The following is a 16,477-nucleotide window of genomic DNA, read 5'->3' as shown; positions in this document are numbered from 1 at the left end:
GGCCCGACTCTACGGACGGGCGGCCGCTGAGCGCAGGGCCGCCCGGGCCGGGAGCACCGTGGCGGCGAGGCCGACCCCGACGGTCGCGGCGACGAAGGTCCCGTACAGCACCGGCGGGATGTACGGTGACTCGCCCGTCAGGCCCTTCATCATCGGGAAGAGCGTGGCCAGTGCGATGGCGGTGCCGAGACCGGCGCCGGCCACCGTGACCAGCAGCGCCTCCCAGCGGATCATGCCCATGACCTGACGGTGGGTGGAGCCGACCAGGCGCAGCATGGTCAGTTCGCGGCGGCGGTCGAGGACGGTCATCACCAGGGTGTTGACGGCGGCGATGGCGGCGAATCCGCCGAGCACCGCGGCCATGACGGTGTTGGCCCAGGCGTTGAGCTCACGGTTCTGGTCCTGTGCGGCGGCGTAGCCGGAGCGGTCGGTGACGGTGCCGAGCGCGGTGAGTTCCTGTGCGGCGGCGGGGGTGGCCCGTACCAGCACGTCCGAGGCGTACGGGGAGGTGACGTGGGTCTTCAGATCGTCGGCGGGCAGCGTGACGAGGCTGGTGCCCAGGCCGCGGCCGTAGACGGCGACGATCTTCGGTGAGGCCTTGGTGCCGTCCGGGAGGCGCAGGGCCAGCCGGTCGCCCGTGCCGAGCTTCGTGGAGCCTGCGAGGGTGGTGTCGATGGCGACGGTGCCGGGCCGCAGGCCGGTGAGCGATCCGGTCCGGACGTCGAGGTCCTGAACCTTGGCGAGGTCGCCGCCGGAGCCGACGACCCCCTGGGCGGAGGTGTTCTGGAGCCTCCGGTCCCCGCCCGATCCGGTGGGCACCAGGACGGAGCCGCGGAGCAGACCGACGGCGGCGGAGACACCGGGGGTGGCGGCGGCCCGTGCGGTGGCGTCGGAGCCGAGTCCCGCCGGGGCGGAGACGATGTGGTCGGCGGTGATGGCGTCGCGCTGCTGGTGTGCGGTCACCCGCTCCTGGCTGGTCTGCATGAAGACGAGCGTCGACGAGAAGGCCATGGCGAGCACGATCGGGGTGATCGCGGAGGCCAGCCGGCGGGAGTTCGTCCGGGAGTTCGCGGCGGCCAGCGAGCCCGGCGCACCCGCGGCGCGCAGCGGGAGGCCGATGACGGCGGCGCAGATCCGGGCGATCAGCGGGCCGAGCAGGCCGACCGCGAGCATGAAGAACATGACGACGCCGAGTGCCGCGTTCGCCGCGTCCTCGCCGCTCGTGGAGGCGGCGACGCCCGCGAAGGCTCCGCCACCGATCAGGGCGGTGATGCCGAGCGGGGTGCGGATCCAGCCGAACGGGGGGCGTTCCACCGCGGACTGGGCGAGAGCCAGCCCCGGCTTGATCTTCGACGGCTTGCGGGCGGCGAAGTATCCGGCGCCCAGCGCGGTGAGCATCGTGGTGGCCGTGGCGATGGTCAACGGCAGCCAGGACACGTGCAGATCGATGGGCCCGGGGATGGCTCCCTTGTCCTGGAGCTGCCCGAACCACCAGCGGGCCAGGACGATTCCGGGCAGGCAGCCGAGCGCTCCGGCGAGCGGGGCGATGAGCAGGGATTCGGTGGCGATGCTGCGGCGCAGCTGGCGCGGGGTGGCTCCGATGGCGCGCAGCAGGGCGAATTCGCGGCTGCGCTGGCCGACCGAGAGGGCGACCGTACCGGCGGCGGTGAAGACGGCGACCATGGCGGCGACGCCGCCGAAGGAACCGCCGAGGCCGATGAGGAGTTCCTCGGCGTCCACGACAGCCGCGTCCTCGACGCCGCCCCGGTCGTCGCCGGTGTGGACCTGGGTGTGGGCGGTGTGGCCGACGGCCTCGCGCACCTGGTCGGCGAGGACGTCGGTGGTGGTGCCCCGGGCGGCGAGCACGGCGATGGCGTCGACCCGGCCGGGGTGGCCGGAGAGCTGTACGGCCTGCCGGTCGGTGAACCAGACGGTGCCGTCGGCGGCGGTGGTGCCCGCGATGCGGAACTCCCGGGCTCCCACGGGTGTGTCGAGGGTGATGCTCTCGCCGGTCCGGTCCTTGGCGCCTGCGGGGACGACGACTTCGCCGGCCCGGGGCGCTTCGCCGGTGAGCAGCCGCGTGCCGGTGAGGGCGGCGGAGCCCCAGCCGTGAGCGGTGAGGGGAGTGCCGTCCTGATGAACGGGGTAGCTGACGTCCCCGATCGCGGCTGCGGCGCCGGGGGCGGAGGCGACCTTGCGCACCACGGATTCGGGGAGGCGTGCGGTGTCCGGTACGGGGGTGGCGGCGTCGTACTCGCCCTCGCCGCTGCCGACCGTCATGTGGACCCGCTGGTCGGCGGCGACGACCACGGGGGCCTTGGCGTAGCGGTCCGCGGGGACGGAGGCGCGCAGCCCGGTCTCCAGCAGGACGCCGCAGGCGGAGACGATGGCCGCGGCGAGCAGCAGCGCGACGAAGGTCCCGACGAACGAGGAGGGTTTGAAGCGGACGGCCGCGCGGGCGAGGCCGTTCGGGGCGTGCGGGGTGAACATCAGGCTGCTGCTCCTGCGTGGGCGGGGGCGTTCCGTGCGGTCAGCGCGGTCATCCGGGCGGCGATCTGTGCGGCGCCGGCGCGCGGCAGACTGTCCGCGATCGCGCCGTCGGCGAGGAAGAGCACCTGGTCGGCGTAGGCGGCGGCCGCCGGGTCGTGGGTGACCATGACGACGGTGGCGCCGAGGCCGTCCACCGCGTTGCGGAGCAGGGCGAGGATCTCGGCGGCGGTGGTGGTGTCGAGGGCGCCGGTGGGCTCGTCGGCGAAGATCACGTCGGGCCGGGTGACCAGGGCGCGGGCGACGGCGACGCGCTGCTGCTGTCCGCCGGAGAGCTGGCCGGGGCGGCGGTCGCCCTTGTCTCCGAGGCCGACCCGCGTGAGCATCTCGGTGGCTTCGCGGCGGCTGCGGGCGGAGCCGGTGCGCTGTCCGGCCAGCCGCATGGGCAGCACGACGTTCTGCTCGACCGTCAGGGACGGCAGCAGGTTGAAGGACTGGAAGACGAAGCCGAGGCGGGTGCGGCGCAGTTCGGTGAGCCGGTTCTCGCTCATGCCGGTGATCTCGGTGCCGCCGAGGCGTACGGAGCCCTCGGTGGGGCGGTCGAGTCCGGCCGCGCACTGGAGGAAGGTCGACTTTCCGGAGCCGGAGGGCCCCATGACGGCGGTGAAGGTGGAGCGCGGGAGGGCCAGGTCGATGCCCCGCAGGGCGTGGACTACGGAGCTGCCCCGGCCGTACTGCCTGCGGACGCCGCGCAGTTCGACGGCGAGGTCCGCGGGCCCGGACCCCTGGTGGATGTCCGTCGTGTACTGCCTGTCCTGCGCGCGCTGCCTGGTGCGTCGCAGCCCCATGATGTCCGCCTTCCGTTGCCCGTCGGCCGCTCTTCGACCGTGATTCGAACCTATGGACCGGGGCGGGTCCGGAACATGGCGGCTGCTGGCGGATCGGGGGTGGGGCAAACCCCAGGTCCGATCGGGGGGCGGCGGATCTCGGCAGGTCCGGCAGGGGCTTCCGGGGCAGCGCCGGAAGGGGGCACACAGTTGCAAGGTCAATCGTTCGGTAAACTAATTACTGACGCTTTCTTGACGTTCTCTTGACCTAACGAAGGATCGGGCTCATCGGACACGCAGACACGCTCATCGCCATGGGCGGCGCCTTCCTGGCCGCCGCCGTTCTCGCCCGCGTCGGCAGCCGCATCGGACTGCCGACCATCCCCCTGTTCATCCTGGCCGGAATCCTGCTCGGCCCGCACACACCCGGCATCGTGCTCGTCGCCGACCCGCACGACCTGGAGATGCTCTCCGCACTCGGTCTGGTGCTGCTGCTCTTCTACCTCGGCCTCGAATTCCACCTCGACGACCTCAAGGCCGGCGGCCGCAGGATGGCGATCACCGGTGGCACCTATCTCGCCCTGAACGTCGGCGCCGGGCTCGGCTTCGGCTTCGCGCTGGGCTGGGGCACGTCCGAAGCGCTGGTCCTCGCCGGTGTGCTGGGCTTCTCGTCGTCGGCCATCGTCACCAAGGTCCTGGTCGACCTGGGCCGGATCGGCAATCCGGAGACCAAGCCGATCCTCGGCATCATCGTGGTCGAGGACGTCTTCCTCGCCCTCTACCTGGCCGCGCTCCAGCCGATCCTGTCGGGCGCCGACAGCCTCTCCGCCGCGGCGGTCGACGGCGGCAAGGCCTTCGGCTTCCTGCTGCTGCTCGCGCTGGCCGCCCGGTTCGGCACCAGGGTCATCGGCAAGCTGATCAGCACCCGGGACGACGAACTCCTCGTCATCTCCTTCCTCGGCGCCGCGGTCTTCGTGGCGGGCGTCTCGGAGTGGTTCGGGGTCGCGGACGCGATCGGCGCCTTCATGGTCGGCCTGATGCTCGGCAGCACGACCTCCGGCGAACGCATCCTCAAGCTGGTCCACCCGCTGCGTGACGCCTTCGGCGCGATCTTCTTCTTCGCCTTCGGGCTCTCCATCGACCCGGGCGACCTTCCGACCGTGCTCTGGCCGGTGCTGGCCGCCGTCGCGGTGACCCTGGCGATGAACGTCTTCGCCGGCCTCGCCGCCGCGAAGGTGTACGGGTTCGGCCCGCAGGCCACGGCGAACATCTCCACCACGCTGGTGGCGCGCGGCGAGTTCGCCCTGATCCTCGCCACGATGGCGGCGGCCGCGGGGCTGGACGAGCGGCTCTCCCCGTTCATCGCGGGCTATGTGCTCCTGCTCGCGGTCCTCGCACCGCTGGCGGCCGGGCGCTCGCACTGGCTCGCCCGCATCCTGCCCGGCGGGCGGGGCCGGGGTGAGGACAGCGACAGCGACGACGGCGCCGGGAAACTCGCGGTCCCGGCCTGAGGCGACGCCCACTGCGCTGCGGGTGCGGGGAACGGCCCAGGGTCTTCCCCGTACCCGCAACCGCACAGTGTCCACGTTCCGGTGATGGGTCGATCGCCGTTGACCCGCGCCTGGTTCGGGCCGTTTGCGTACGGTTCAGGGTCCGTGCGGCAGCAGAACGTACGGCTCAGGATCTGCGCGACAACAGCAGCAGCGCCCGGTCGTCGTTGACGTCCTTGGCGCATGCCTCGATCAGGTGCCAGGCCGCACCCTCGAAGCCGGTGGCGACATAGCGGTCGGCCTCACCGGTCAACCGGTCGATGCCCTCCGCGATATCGCGGTCGGACGCCTCGACCAGGCCGTCCGTGAACAGCATCAGTACGTCGCCGGGGGCCAGCGAGCCCTTCACGGCGTCGAACTGCGCCCCGTCGTACACCCCCAGCAGCGGCCCCTCGGCCGCTTTCTCCTCCCACTGGCCGCTGCCCGAGTGGAGCTGGAGGGCGGGCGGGTGTCCGGCCGACAGGAGTTCGTAGTCGCCCGATTCGAGGTCCAGGACCAGATGGATCGAGGTGGCGAACCCCTCGTCCCAGTCCTGGCGCAGCAGATAGCCGTTGGCCGCCGGCAGGAAGCCGTGCGGGGGCAGCGAGCCGAGGAGACCGCCGAAGGCCCCGGACAGCAGGAGCGCGCGGGAGCCCGCGTCCATGCCCTTGCCGGAGACATCGGTGAGCACGGCCTCCAGGGTCCGTCCGCCGTTGGTGCGGGCGGCGACGACGAAGTCCCCGGAGAAGGACTGCCCGCCCGCCGGGCGCAGCGCCATCTCGCGGTGCCAGCCCTGCGGCAGCCTGGGCAAAGCGCTCTGTACCCGGATGCGTTCGCGCAGGTCGAAGAGCATGGTGCCGCCGCGCCGCCACGGCACGCCGACCCTGGCCCGGAACTGGGCGAGGACCAGCCCGAAGAAGCCGCAGGCCGCGACCACCAGGACGATTCCGGGGGTCACCGTGGCCGGACCGTCGGCGTACGGCCCCAGTCCGACCGACTCCACGATCAGGGCCGTGGCGGCGGTCGCGTACAGACCCAGCAGACTGGCCGGGCGCAGCAGCAGGCCGCCCGCGACGATCGGCAGGACGAGCGCGGCCGGTGAGCACCACATCGGATCGAGCAGCGTGGCACAGGTGATGGCCGGAATGGTCAGCAGCAGGCCGGCCAGCGCGATCCAGTCCGATCCGTCGCCGCGGAAGTAGTCGACACCGGACTTGCGCAGCGCGATGCGTGCCCGGTGCGCCGATTTCCGCAATCGGGCCGGGTACGTATCTGCTCCTGTGCGACGGGCCATTGCCGGGACCCTATCTACCCGGCCGCCCCAGGTGCAGAGGGACCCCGTGACAATGCGTTCGAAATCGGGTCGCCCCGCTGCCGCGCCCCTGGTAGGCATGGCGCATGACTACAGAGCTTCGTGTGTTGCGCCCGTCCGAGTGGAACGAATGGTTCGAGTGTCTGGAACTCGCGTTCGGGGGCGTCGCGGAGCCCCCGGAGGAGCGTGAGCTGTTCGAGCAGCTGACCGAGCACGAGCGGTCGATCGGCATCTGGGACGGCGGCGATGTCGTCGCCACGGCAGGGGCGTTCAGCTTCCGGGTCGCGGTGCCCGGCGGGGCGCTGGTGCCCGCCGCCGCGATCACGATGGTGAGCGTCGCCTCCACCCACCGCAGGCGCGGGTTGCTGACCTCGATGATGCGCAGGCAGCTGGACGACATCCGTGCGCTGGGCGAGCCGATCGCCGTCCTGACGGCCTCGGAACCGGTGATCTACGGCCGGTTCGGCTACGGCACCGCCTCGCGGCAGATGTCCATGACGATCGACAAGGACCGGGTCCGGCTGACGGTGCCGCCGGGCACGGACGAGGTGCGGCTGCGCCACGCGAAGCCGGACGAGGCGATGGCCGCGTGCGAGGGCGTGTACGCGCGGCTGGTGTCCGGCCGTCCCGGTACGCCGGCCCATGCGCCCGGCTGGGAACGGAAGTCGATGGTCGACCCGGTCTCCTCCCAGCAGGGCAGTTCGGCGCAGCAGTGCGTGCTGGCGGAGCGGGACGGGGAGATCGTCGGCTATGTCACGTACCGCATCAAGCCGGAGTGGGAGCCGGCCGGCCCCAAGGGCATCGTCGGGGTGCACGATCTGGCCGCGCTGGACCCGGCGGCGTACGCGGCGTTGTGGCGGTTCATCTTCGAGATCGACCTGATGTCGACGATCGACGCCCGGAACCGGCCGGTCGACGACGCGGTGCTGCACCTGGTGTCGGACGTGCGGCGGTGCAACATCCGGGTCCGCGATTCGCTCCATGTGCGTCTGGTGGAGCTGGGGGCGGCGCTGGAGGCCCGGATGTACCGGGGCCCGCTGGACGTGGTGTTCGAGGTGGAGGACGCGTTCTGCCCCTGGAACGCGGGGCGTTGGCGGCTCACGGCCGACGCGAAGGGCGTCGCGTCGTGCCGGCGCACCGACGACCCGGCCGATCTCGCGCTCTCGGTACGGGAGTTGGGCTCGGCGTATCTGGGCGGCGAGTCGCTGAGCTCGCTGGGTCTGGCCGGGCGGGTACGGGAGCTGCGGGCGGGCGCGCTGGCGGAGGCGTCGTCGGCGTTCTTGTCGGACACGGCCCCGTGGCTGCCCCGGGGGTTCTAGGAGCTCTCTAGGCCTTCTGGCACCCCGGGCACCAGAAGAGATTGCGGGCGGCGAGATCGGCGGTGCGGATCTCGCCGCCGCAGATGTGGCAGGCCTGACGGGCGCGGCGGTACACGTACACCTCGCCGCCGTGGTCGTCGACCCGCGGCGGGCGCCCCATCGCCTCCGGCAGGTGCTCGGGGCGGACCGTGTCGATCCGGTTGTTCCGCACGCCCTCGCGCATCAGCACCACCAGGTCCGCCCAGACCGCGTCCCACTCCGCGCGCGTGAGGTCCCGGCCGAGGCGGTACGGGTCGATCCCGTGCCGGAACAGCACCTCCGCGCGGTAGACGTTGCCGACCCCCGCGATGACCTTCTGGTCCATCAGCAGGGCCGCGACGGTGATCCGGCTGCGCGAGATCCGCAGCCAGGCCCGCTCGCCGTCCTCGTCGGTCCGCAGCGGGTCCGGTCCGAGGCGGTCGTGTATCGCGCGCTTCTCCGGATCGGTGATCAGCGCACAGGCCGTCGGGCCGCGCAGATCCGCGTGGTGCTCGTCGTTCAGCAGGCGCAGCCGGACCGTGTCGGTGGGCAGCGGGGCCGGGACCGTACCGAATCCGAGCTTGCCGAACAGGCCCAGATGGATGTGGACCCAGCCGGCGCCCTCGAAGCCGAGGAAGAGGTGCTTGCCATGGGCGTCGACGTCGGTGAAGGTCCGGCCGTCGAGCAGCGCGGCGCCGCCGGAGAACTTGCCCTGCGGGCTGCTCACCCGCACCGGCCGCCCGGCGAACCGGTCCCGGTGGTCCGCCGCGAGGCGGTGGATCGTATGTCCCTCGGGCACGACGGCGACTCTCCTCGGTGACGTACTGACATGGTCCCGCACGGACCTGGCCGGGTGCGGAAACGGCTGTGCCGCCGGGAGCACCGGCGGCACAGGGGGGTGGAGGCCGGTCAGCCCTGCTGCGGGTGGTGGGCCGGGATCGGGGGGAGCTCGCCGGTCGTCTCGTACGCCGTCAGCATCTCGATGCGACGGGTGTGACGCTCCTCGTTGGAGTACGGGGTGGCGAGGAAGATCTCGACGAACTTGGTGGACTCCTCCACCGAGTGCATCCGGCCGCCGATGGCGACCACGTTGGCGTTGTTGTGCTCGCGGCCCAGGGCGGCGGTCTGCTCGCTCCAGGCCAGAGCGGCACGAACGCCCTTGACCTTGTTGGCGGCGATCTGCTCGCCGTTGCCGGAGCCGCCGATCACGATGCCGAGGCTGTCCGGGTCCGCGGCCGTCCGCTCGGCGGCACGCAGGCAGAACGGCGGGTAGTCGTCCTGGGCGTCGTAGATGTGGGGGCCGCAGTCGACGGCCTCGTGGCCCTGGGCCGTGAGCCACTCGACGAGGTGGTTCTTGAGTTCATAGCCGGCATGGTCCGAGCCGAGGTACACGCGCATGCTCCGAGTGTGGCACGTGCGACGCGGGGTAGCCGCCATCGGGGTCGGAACCCTCCGGCCGGTCCGCCCGGGATCTGCGGCGGACCTCGCGTGATCGCGAAACGCGAAGCGGGTGTGAGCAAGGCCACTCGGGCAACGATCCGGTCAACTATCTGGAGGAAAGGGTTCCGCTTTTGTGGTTCGCCGGGCTTCAATGCATCGCTCGCTGTCGCACCACTCCGCGGCGGCAGGTCACGCAACCGAGTGATCCGCAAACGTAAGGATTCGATCCATGACGTCGCAGACGACTCTGGCCGGACCGGGCCGACAGCCCGAGAAGCCGGACCGGTCGAACGGGCCGGACACCCCGGACTCCTCTGACGGGCTCCAGGCAGGACTCAAGAACCGCCACCTCTCGATGATCGCCATCGGCGGCGTGATCGGCGCGGGCCTCTTCGTGGGCTCCGGCGCCGGTATCGCCGCCGCGGGACCGGCCATCCTGCTGTCGTACGCCCTGGTCGGCCTGATGGTCGTCTTCGTCATGCGGATGCTCGGCGAGATGGCCGCGGCCCGCCCCAGCTCGGGCTCCTTCTCCGCCTACGCCGACCAGGCGCTGGGCCGCTGGGCCGGTTTCTCGATCGGCTGGCTGTACTGGTTCTTCTGGGTCGTGGTGCTCGCCGTCGAGGCCACGGCGGGTGCCAAGATCCTGGAGGGCTGGGTGCCGGGCGTTCCGCAGTGGGCGTGGGCGCTGATCGTGATGGTGGTGCTGACCGCGACGAACCTGGTCTCGGTCGGGTCGTACGGCGAGTTCGAGTTCTGGTTCGCCGGGATCAAGGTCGTGGCGATCGCTGCCTTCGTGGTCGTCGGACTGCTCGCCGTCTTCGGGCTGCTGCCCGGCTCGGACAACCCCGGCGCGGGTCTCGCGCATCTCACCGACACCGGCGGGTTCTTCCCCGAGGGGCCGGGCGCCATCCTCACCGGTGTGCTGATGGTCGTCTTCTCCTTCATGGGCAGTGAGATCGTCACCCTCGCCGCCGGTGAGTCCGAGAACCCGCAGCGCGCCGTCCAGAAGGCCACCAACAGCGTGATCTGGCGGATCGCCGTCTTCTACCTGGGCTCGATCTTCATCGTGCTCACCCTGCTGCCGTGGAACGACGCGTCGATCGTGAAGGACGGCAGCTATGTCGCCGCCCTCAACTCCATCGGTATCCCGCACGCCGGACAGGTGATGAACGTCATCGTCCTCACCGCCGTGCTGTCGTGTCTGAACTCCGGCCTCTACACCGCCTCGCGGATGGCCTTCTCGCTCGGCGGCCGCGGGGACGCGCCGAAGGCGTTCGCCCGGACGAACAAGCGGGGCGTGCCGCAGGCCGCGATCCTGTCCTCGGTCGTCTTCGGCTTCGTCGCCGTGTTCTTCAACTACCAGTGGCCCGACACCGTCTTCCAGTTCCTGCTGAACTCCTCCGGTGCGGTCGCCCTGTTCGTCTGGCTGGTCATCTGCTTCACCCAGCTGCGGATGCGCGGCATCATCCTGCGCGAGTCGCCGGAGAAGCTGGTCGTACGGATGTGGCTCTTCCCGTACCTGACCTGGGCGACCATCGCGATGATCTCGTTCGTCCTGGTCTACATGCTGACCGACGACAGCGGACGTGAGCAGGTGCTGCTCTCGCTGCTCGTCGCGGCGCTGGTGGTGGCGATCTCGCTGGTCCGCGAGGTCAGGAACCGCAAGAACCCTACGGACGCGGAAACGCCCGCCAATACCTGACGGCCGTTGTCAGGTTTACCGGAGAGGCTCTCCCTCGCAACGCCATCGAGCGAGCGATCGGAGAGCCTTTCCATGACCACCGCCCCCGCCGGCTTCCAGACCGGATTCCCGGTCCGGCCCGACCTCGTCGTCGAGGCCGCCCACGCCGAGGACGTACGGGCCGCCGTGGCCGACGCCGCCGCGCGCGGCCTCCCGGTCCATGTCCACGCCACCGGCCACGGCTTGCCCGGCGCCGTCGAGGGCGGGGTCCTGATCAGCACCCGCCGGATGGACTCCGTCGAGATCGACCCGGTCCGTCGCACCGCCCGGATCGGCGCGGGCGTCACCTGGGGGCAGGTGATCGAGGCCGCCGCACCGCACGGGCTCGCCCCGCCGAACGGCTCGTCCCCGTCGGTCGGCGCGGTCTCCTACACCCTCGGGGGCGGACTGCCCGTCCTGGCCAGGGAGTTCGGCTACGCGGCCGACCATGTGCACACGCTCGACGTGGTGACGGCCGACGGGAAGCTGCGCCATGTCTCCCCGGACAGCGAACCCGATCTCTTCTGGGCGCTGCGCGGCGGCGGCCACCGGCTCGGCGTGGTGACCGGCATGGAGATCGGCCTGGTCGCGGCCGGGCGGCTGTACGGCGGCTCGGTCGCCTTCGACGGGGACGGGGCCGGGGTGGGCGCCGCCGAGGTGGCCGCGGGCTATCTGGAGTGGGTCCGGACCGTGCCCGACAAGCTGACGTCCTCGCTGGCGGCGATCCGGTACCCCGATGTCCCACAGCTGCCGGAGCCGCTGCGGGGCCGGTACGTGGTCTCGGTACGCGTCGCGTACACCGGCGGCGCGGCGGAGAGCGAGCGGCTGGTCGCGCCGCTGCGGGCGATCGGGCCCGCGCTCGCGGATTCGCTGCGGGAGCTGCCGTACGCGGACAGCCACGCCATTCACAGCGACCCGCCGTTCCCGCACGCCTACTACGGCGACAGCGTGGTGCTCGGCGGTCTGGACGAGGAGCACGCCGTGCGGGTGCTGGAGCTGACCGGGCCGAAGGCGCCGATGATGACCGTGGTCCAGCTCAACCACCTGGGCGGCGCGCTCGCCGCACGGCCCGCCGTCGACAACGCGGTGCCCTACCGCGAGGCCGGGTTCCTGCTGCGGCTGCTCTCACCGCTCGACGGTACGGACGTGGCGTCGGTACGGGCCCTGTACGCGGAGGTGGCCGAGGTGCTCGCCCCGGTCGCCCTGGGCCGGTCGCTCGGCTTCTCCTTCGGCGGCGGGGACCGGACCGAGGGCTTCCACGATGCGCGGACACGGCAGAGGCTCGCCGGTCTGGTGTCGCGTCACGACCCGGCGAGCCTCTTCGGAGGGAGTTACGGCGTCAGCCCCGGCGGCCGATGAGCTTCCAGGCCGTGGGCAGCGCGCCCATGGCCAGCGCGGCCTTCAGCGCGTCACCGAGCAGGAACGGCACCAGACCGGCCGCGATCGCGGCGCTCGCCGACATGCCGGTGGCCAGCGCCAGGTACGGGACGCCGACCGCGTAGATGATCGCGGAGCCCAGCACCATCGTGCCCGCGGTGCGCAGCACGGAGCGGTCGCCGCCGCGTCGGGCGAGGCCGCCGACCACGGCGGAGGCGAGCAGCATGCCGAGGACGTAGCCGAAGGAGGGGAAGCCCATTCCGGAGGTGCCCTCGGAGAACCACGGCATGCCCGCCATGCCCACCAGCGCGTACACCGCGAGGGAGAGGAAGCCGCGGCGGGCGCCGAGCGCGGTGCCGACGAGGAGCGCGGCGAAGGTCTGGCCGGTCACCGGGACCGGGGAGCCGGGGACCGGCACCGCGATCTGGGCGGCGATGCCGGTGAGCGCGGCGCCACCGAGGACCAGGGCCGTGTCGACGGCGTAACGGTGCCCGGCGGCGGGCAGCAGGTCGGCGAGGACCGCTCCGGTGCGGGCAGGGGCGGCGGCAGCAGTGCTCATCGGGACTCCGCGGGGGTGAGGGCAGGTGGGGACAGACTGAAGCCCGACGTTAGCCCACGGGTTAACGCTCGATCACCATCAGTGGCCCACAAAGCGATGACCAGGGCATTGGTGAGGTTCGCACAAAGGGTCGTACGCAATCACACGGCGGCGTGATGCTCGTCACTGAGGTGGGGGCGGAGCGGCCCGGATCCGGCCGGGCGGGGCCGCCGGGAAAGACTGTAGGTTCCCGCCAATTCCGCGCCTACTCCAGCCGGCATCGACCGGCGGCCGGGCGGGCGCCGACCCGGACTTGGCCCGGCGGGCGCCCCGCTGTACCCGGGTGTGCACCTTGTGTGAGCATCGTGCCCGTATAGCGGACAGCGGTTCCCCGTCGGCGGTGTGCACGCCCAGACTGTCCGCGCACGTCCCCCCACGTCTCACCTACCGAACAGAGCTTGTCCATGTCTCGGATTTCCGCGTCACCCCCCACGGGCTCCCCGGTCGCCGTCTCCGACACCGGGGCCGATTCGGCTCTCACTCACGGGCTCAAGCAGCGCCATCTGTCGATGATCGCCCTCGGCGGTGTCATCGGCGCCGGACTCTTCGTCGGCTCGGGCGCGGGCATCGCCGCCGCGGGCCCGTCGATCATCATCGCGTACGCCGTCTCCGGGCTGCTGGTCATGCTCGTGATGCGCATGCTCGGCGAGATGTCGGCCGCGAACCCGGCCTCCGGCTCCTTCTCCGTCCACGCGGAGCGTGCGATAGGGCCATGGGCGGGGTTCACCGCCGGCTGGGCGTTCTGGGTGCTGCTCTGTGTCGCCGTCGGTCTGGAGGGCATCGGCGCCGCGAAGATCGTCACCGGCTGGCTGCCCGGCACCCCGGAGTGGGCCTGGGTCGCGCTGTTCATGGTGGTCTTCCTGGGCACCAACCTGGCCTCGGTGAAGAAGTTCGGCGAGTTCGAGTTCTGGTTCGCCACCCTCAAGGTCGTGGCGATCACGCTCTTCCTGGTCCTCGGCGTGCTGGCCATCCTGGGCGTGCTGCCCGGTACGGACGCCCCCGGCACCGCCAACCTCAGCGGTGAGGGCGGCTTCCTGCCGAACGGCGCCGAGGGCCTGGTGATCGGGCTGCTCGCCTCGGTCTTCGCGTACGGCGGTCTGGAGACCGTCACCATCGCCGCGGCCGAGTCCGAGAACCCGGTGCAGGGTGTCGCCAGGGCCGTGCGGACGGCGATGTGGCGGATCGCGCTCTTCTACGTCGGCTCGATGGCGGTCGTCGTCACGCTGGTCCCGTGGGACGACCCGAAGGTCGTGGAGGTCGGCCCGTTCTACGCGGCCCTGGACCACCTCGGCATCAGCGGCGCGGCCGAGATCATGAACGTGGTCATCCTGGTCGCCCTGCTCTCCGCGATGAACGCCAACATCTACGGCGCCTCGCGCATGGCCTGCTCGCTGGTCGCCCGCGGCCAGGGCCCGAAGCGGCTCGGCCGGGTCTCCTCGGGCGTCCCGCGCACCGCGGTCCTGGTCTCGTCCGTGTTCGGCTTCCTGTGCGTGCTGCTCAGCTACTGGCGTCCCGACGACGTCTTCCCGTGGCTGCTCAACATGATCGGCGCGGTGATCCTGGTCGTCTGGATCTTCATCGCCGTCTCCCAGCTGATCCTGCGCGACCGGCTGGAGCGCGAGGCCCCGGAGAAGCTGGTCGTACGGATGTGGCTCTTCCCCGTCCTGACGGTGGTGGCGCTCCTGGCGATGGTCGGCATCTTCATCCTGATGCTGCGCCAGCCGGACACCCGCGACCAGTTGGTGGCGACCGGTGCCCTGACCCTCGTGCTCAGCGCCATCGGTCTTGTGCGGCAGCGGCGGGCAGCGGCCGTCAAGGGCTGACGCCCGGTACGCCCTGCACACCGGACGCGTCCGGTGTGCAGGGCACGTTGAGGGAGAGCAGCGCACCGCCCTGCTCCCCGATCCGCACCTCGCTCACCGCCGTGTTCCGCAGCTGCGGGAAGACCCGGCGGTAGGCGCCCAGCGGAATCGACAGCAGTTCGCACAGCACCAGCCGCAGCAGGGTGTTGTGCGCGACGACGAGCACCCGCTGCCCCGGGTGCCCGTCCGCGATCCGCCGCAGCGCCGCCGTCCCCCGGGCCGCCGCGGCCCTGGGGTCCTCCGCCCCGGGAAACGGATGGGCCACCGGGTCGGCGCGGTACTCCCGGGCCCGCTCCGGGTGCTCGGCCGCGAACTCCGCCAGCGTGCGCCCCTCCACCTCGCCGAAGTCGCATTCGCGCAGGTCGTGTTCGCGCCGGGGGACGAGGCCGAGCGCCTCGCACGCGGGCTGCGCGGTCTCGATCGCGCGGGTGACCGTCGACGTCCAGATCGCGTCGACCTCGTTCCGGGCCGCCCACTCGCCCAACTGCCGGGCCTGGCGGCGGCCCTCGTCGGTGAGGGCGATGTCGCTGACCCCGGCGTAGCGGTTCTCCGCGTGCCAGACGGTCTGACCGTGGCGGGCGAGCAGCAGGGTGGCCGGGCTCCTGGTCATGGCTTCTCCGTTCGGGTTCGGGCGGTCATGGCGGCGATCACGTACGGGTGGTCACGGCCGGCCCGATCGGGTACGAGCGGTCACTGCTGCTGCTCCGTTCGGGTTCGGGCGTGGGCCGCGACCGGGCCGGGGAGCCAGCCGCGTCGCTCCAGTTCGTCCACCAGGGTGAGGTACGGCTCGGTGTACCACGCCGCACGCACCGGGTGCGGGCGCAGCACGTGGCGCAGCCGCACCATACTGGCCGCGGCCCCGTGCAGGGTGGGCGCGGCCCTCGCCCCGTACGCGGCGAGGACGGCCATGCCGAGGGCGGGCTCGCTGTACTGCGGGATGCGCACGGTGCGGCCCAGGATGTCGGCGCGCAGCCGGCTCCAGTACCCGCTGCGGACGCCGCCGCCGGTGAACGTGAGCGCGCCGTGCGCCGGGGCTCCGAGCAGGTCGAGGTAGTCGAGGCAGAGCCGTTCGACCAGGCCCACCCCGGTCAGCAGGGCCAGCCAGTGCTCGGCGTCGGAGGCGGGCTCGCCGAGCAGGAACCCGGTGGCCCCCGGCGCGACGAAGGGGAAGCGCTCCCCCGTCGCCACCAGGGGGTACGCCACCACGCGCGCCGGTTCGTGATCGCGGGCCAGCGCGTCCAGCCGGGCCGGGTCCACGGCCGGGAAGGCGGCGGTCAGCGCTCCGCCGCCGACGCCCGAGGCCCCGCCCGGGAGCCAGCTGCCGTCCGGGGCGCGGTGGTTGTAGACGACGCCCGCCGGGTCCTCGACCGGTGACGAGGCGACCCCCTTGAGGACCAGCGTCGTGCCGAGCACCGAGTTCCAGGAGCCGACGGCGAGCGCACCGGAGGCGAGCTGCGCCGCGCATCCGTCCGTCATCCCGGCCACGAGGGGCGTGCCCGCCGGGATACCGGTCTCCTCGGCCGCCGCCCGCCCCACCTCACCGATCCGCGTTCCCGGCCGCACCACGTCCGGGAACAGCCCGTCGGGCAGGCCCAGCTTCCCGAATCTCCGCCGCGGCCAGTCGTCCCGCTCCAGGTCGTAGCCGGTCTTCAGAGCGTGGCTGGAATCGGTGGGCAGCGGTGTCCCGGCGAGCCGGGCCAGGACCAGATCGGCCTGATGCATCACCCGTACGGCACCGCCCGCCCCTCCCCCGTACTCCCGCAGCAGCCACATCACCTTGGGCAGTGCCCAGCTCGGCGGGGTCCCGGCCCTGGCCGCCTCCGCCACGGCCCGCCCGTCGTCGTACATCACCCCCGGGGTCAGCGGCCGGCCGGTCCGGTCGCCGAGCAGCATCCGGCCTCACCGTGGCGTGCCGCCCGGAGGAACCGGACGCCGACAAGGTGCTGGGGCTGTTCCTGAACAACCTGCCGCTGCGCGCGGTGATCGGT

General features: G+C 72.1%; 12 protein-coding genes and 1 pseudogene. 5 read left to right on the top strand and 8 right to left on the bottom strand.

Annotated elements, in window-relative coordinates; genetic code table 11:
• Window positions 1–9: 9 nt before the first annotated feature.
• On the bottom strand, window positions 10–2,490 hold the full coding sequence (locus tag ABZY11_RS20425) for an FtsX-like permease family protein (protein WP_356480480.1): 2,481 nt from the start codon (window positions 2,488–2,490) through the stop codon (window positions 10–12).
• The gene (locus tag ABZY11_RS20420) at window positions 2,490–3,335 is read right to left on the bottom strand and encodes an ABC transporter ATP-binding protein (RefSeq protein ID WP_356480479.1); all 846 of its coding nucleotides are present in this window, start codon (window positions 3,333–3,335) and stop codon (window positions 2,490–2,492) included. Before ABZY11_RS20420 ends, ABZY11_RS20425 begins: the two co-directional genes overlap by 1 nt.
• 293 nt (window positions 3,336–3,628) lie before the next feature.
• Here ABZY11_RS20420 and ABZY11_RS20415 point away from each other — a divergent pair, with 293 nt between their 5' ends.
• Entirely contained in the window at window positions 3,629–4,825 is a 1,197-nt protein-coding gene (locus ABZY11_RS20415) for a cation:proton antiporter (protein ID WP_356480478.1), read from the top strand.
• Between the two features lie 166 nt (window positions 4,826–4,991).
• Here ABZY11_RS20415 and ABZY11_RS20410 read toward each other — a convergent pair whose 3' ends face one another.
• A complete protein-coding gene (locus tag ABZY11_RS20410; protein WP_356480477.1) occupies window positions 4,992–6,137 on the bottom strand; it encodes a PP2C family protein-serine/threonine phosphatase in 1,146 nt (381 codons plus the stop codon).
• A 104-nt stretch (window positions 6,138–6,241) separates the two neighbouring features.
• Here ABZY11_RS20410 and ABZY11_RS20405 point away from each other — a divergent pair, with 104 nt between their 5' ends.
• Window positions 6,242–7,474, top strand: coding sequence for a GNAT family N-acetyltransferase (locus ABZY11_RS20405; protein WP_356480476.1), 1,233 nt, complete (start codon window positions 6,242–6,244; stop codon window positions 7,472–7,474).
• 7 nt (window positions 7,475–7,481) lie between these two features.
• Here the strand turns inward: ABZY11_RS20405 and ABZY11_RS20400 are convergent, their stop codons facing one another.
• Window positions 7,482–8,291, bottom strand: a complete 810-nt coding sequence (locus ABZY11_RS20400) for a DNA-formamidopyrimidine glycosylase family protein (protein ID WP_356480475.1) — start codon at window positions 8,289–8,291, stop codon at window positions 7,482–7,484.
• A 110-nt stretch (window positions 8,292–8,401) separates the two neighbouring features.
• Complete coding sequence (locus ABZY11_RS20395; RefSeq protein WP_072483643.1) at window positions 8,402–8,890, bottom strand: ribose-5-phosphate isomerase; 489 nt, start codon at window positions 8,888–8,890, stop codon at window positions 8,402–8,404.
• Between the two features lie 271 nt (window positions 8,891–9,161).
• Between ABZY11_RS20395 and ABZY11_RS20390 the strand changes: the two genes are divergently transcribed.
• Together ABZY11_RS20390 and ABZY11_RS20385 are read left to right on the top strand one after the other, a co-directional pair.
• On the top strand, window positions 9,162–10,634 hold the full coding sequence (locus tag ABZY11_RS20390) for an amino acid permease (RefSeq protein WP_356480474.1): 1,473 nt from the start codon (window positions 9,162–9,164) through the stop codon (window positions 10,632–10,634).
• Window positions 10,635–10,706: 72 nt separating this feature from the next.
• On the top strand, window positions 10,707–12,011 hold the full coding sequence (locus ABZY11_RS20385; protein WP_356480473.1) for an FAD-dependent oxidoreductase: 1,305 nt from the start codon (window positions 10,707–10,709) through the stop codon (window positions 12,009–12,011).
• Here ABZY11_RS20385 and ABZY11_RS20380 read toward each other — a convergent pair.
• Window positions 11,992–12,588: a biotin transporter BioY gene (locus ABZY11_RS20380; protein ID WP_356480472.1), complete on the bottom strand. Its 597-nt coding sequence runs from the start codon at window positions 12,586–12,588 to the stop codon at window positions 11,992–11,994. The two genes, ABZY11_RS20385 and ABZY11_RS20380, sit on opposite strands and share 20 nt — an antisense overlap.
• Window positions 12,589–13,031: 443 nt before the next feature.
• Here ABZY11_RS20380 and ABZY11_RS20375 point away from each other — a divergent pair, with 443 nt between their 5' ends.
• Window positions 13,032–14,450, top strand: coding sequence for an amino acid permease (locus ABZY11_RS20375; protein ID WP_356480471.1), 1,419 nt, complete (start codon window positions 13,032–13,034; stop codon window positions 14,448–14,450).
• Here the strand turns inward: ABZY11_RS20375 and ABZY11_RS20370 are convergent.
• Window positions 14,440–15,099: a histidine phosphatase family protein gene (locus ABZY11_RS20370; RefSeq protein ID WP_356480470.1), complete on the bottom strand. Its 660-nt coding sequence runs from the start codon at window positions 15,097–15,099 to the stop codon at window positions 14,440–14,442. The genes ABZY11_RS20375 and ABZY11_RS20370 overlap by 11 nt on opposite strands.
• 80 nt (window positions 15,100–15,179) lie before the next feature.
• Window positions 15,180–16,388: pseudogene (locus tag ABZY11_RS20365) on the bottom strand (FGGY-family carbohydrate kinase); the annotation flags it as partial.
• Window positions 16,389–16,477: the final 89 nt, after the last annotated feature.

Source organism: Streptomyces sp. NPDC006510, from assembly GCF_040611955.1.
Lineage (GTDB): Bacteria > Actinomycetota > Actinomycetes > Streptomycetales > Streptomycetaceae > Streptomyces.
The sequence above is the reverse complement of the archived record's forward strand: the minus strand, read 5'-3'. Positions and strand labels throughout refer to the sequence as shown.

Bases quoted from the DNA above. Each gene is read 5' to 3' on its own strand.
- ABZY11_RS20380 (WP_356480472.1), bottom strand. From the start codon at position 12,588: ATGAGCACTGCTGCCGCCGCCCCTGCCCGCACCGGAGCGGTCCTCGCC.
- ABZY11_RS20415 (WP_356480478.1), top strand. From the start codon at position 3,629: ATGGGCGGCGCCTTCCTGGCCGCCGCCGTTCTCGCCCGCGTCGGCAGC.
- ABZY11_RS20370 (WP_356480470.1), bottom strand. From the start codon at position 15,099: ATGACCAGGAGCCCGGCCACCCTGCTGCTCGCCCGCCACGGTCAGACC.
- ABZY11_RS20395 (WP_072483643.1), bottom strand. From the start codon at position 8,890: ATGCGCGTGTACCTCGGCTCGGACCATGCCGGCTATGAACTCAAGAAC.
- ABZY11_RS20385 (WP_356480473.1), top strand. From the start codon at position 10,707: ATGACCACCGCCCCCGCCGGCTTCCAGACCGGATTCCCGGTCCGGCCC.
- ABZY11_RS20425 (WP_356480480.1), bottom strand. From the start codon at position 2,490: ATGTTCACCCCGCACGCCCCGAACGGCCTCGCCCGCGCGGCCGTCCGC.
- ABZY11_RS20390 (WP_356480474.1), top strand. From the start codon at position 9,162: ATGACGTCGCAGACGACTCTGGCCGGACCGGGCCGACAGCCCGAGAAG.
- ABZY11_RS20405 (WP_356480476.1), top strand. From the start codon at position 6,242: ATGACTACAGAGCTTCGTGTGTTGCGCCCGTCCGAGTGGAACGAATGG.
- ABZY11_RS20410 (WP_356480477.1), bottom strand. From the start codon at position 6,137: ATGGCCCGTCGCACAGGAGCAGATACGTACCCGGCCCGATTGCGGAAA.
- ABZY11_RS20420 (WP_356480479.1), bottom strand. From the start codon at position 3,335: ATGGGGCTGCGACGCACCAGGCAGCGCGCGCAGGACAGGCAGTACACG.
- ABZY11_RS20375 (WP_356480471.1), top strand. From the start codon at position 13,032: ATGTCTCGGATTTCCGCGTCACCCCCCACGGGCTCCCCGGTCGCCGTC.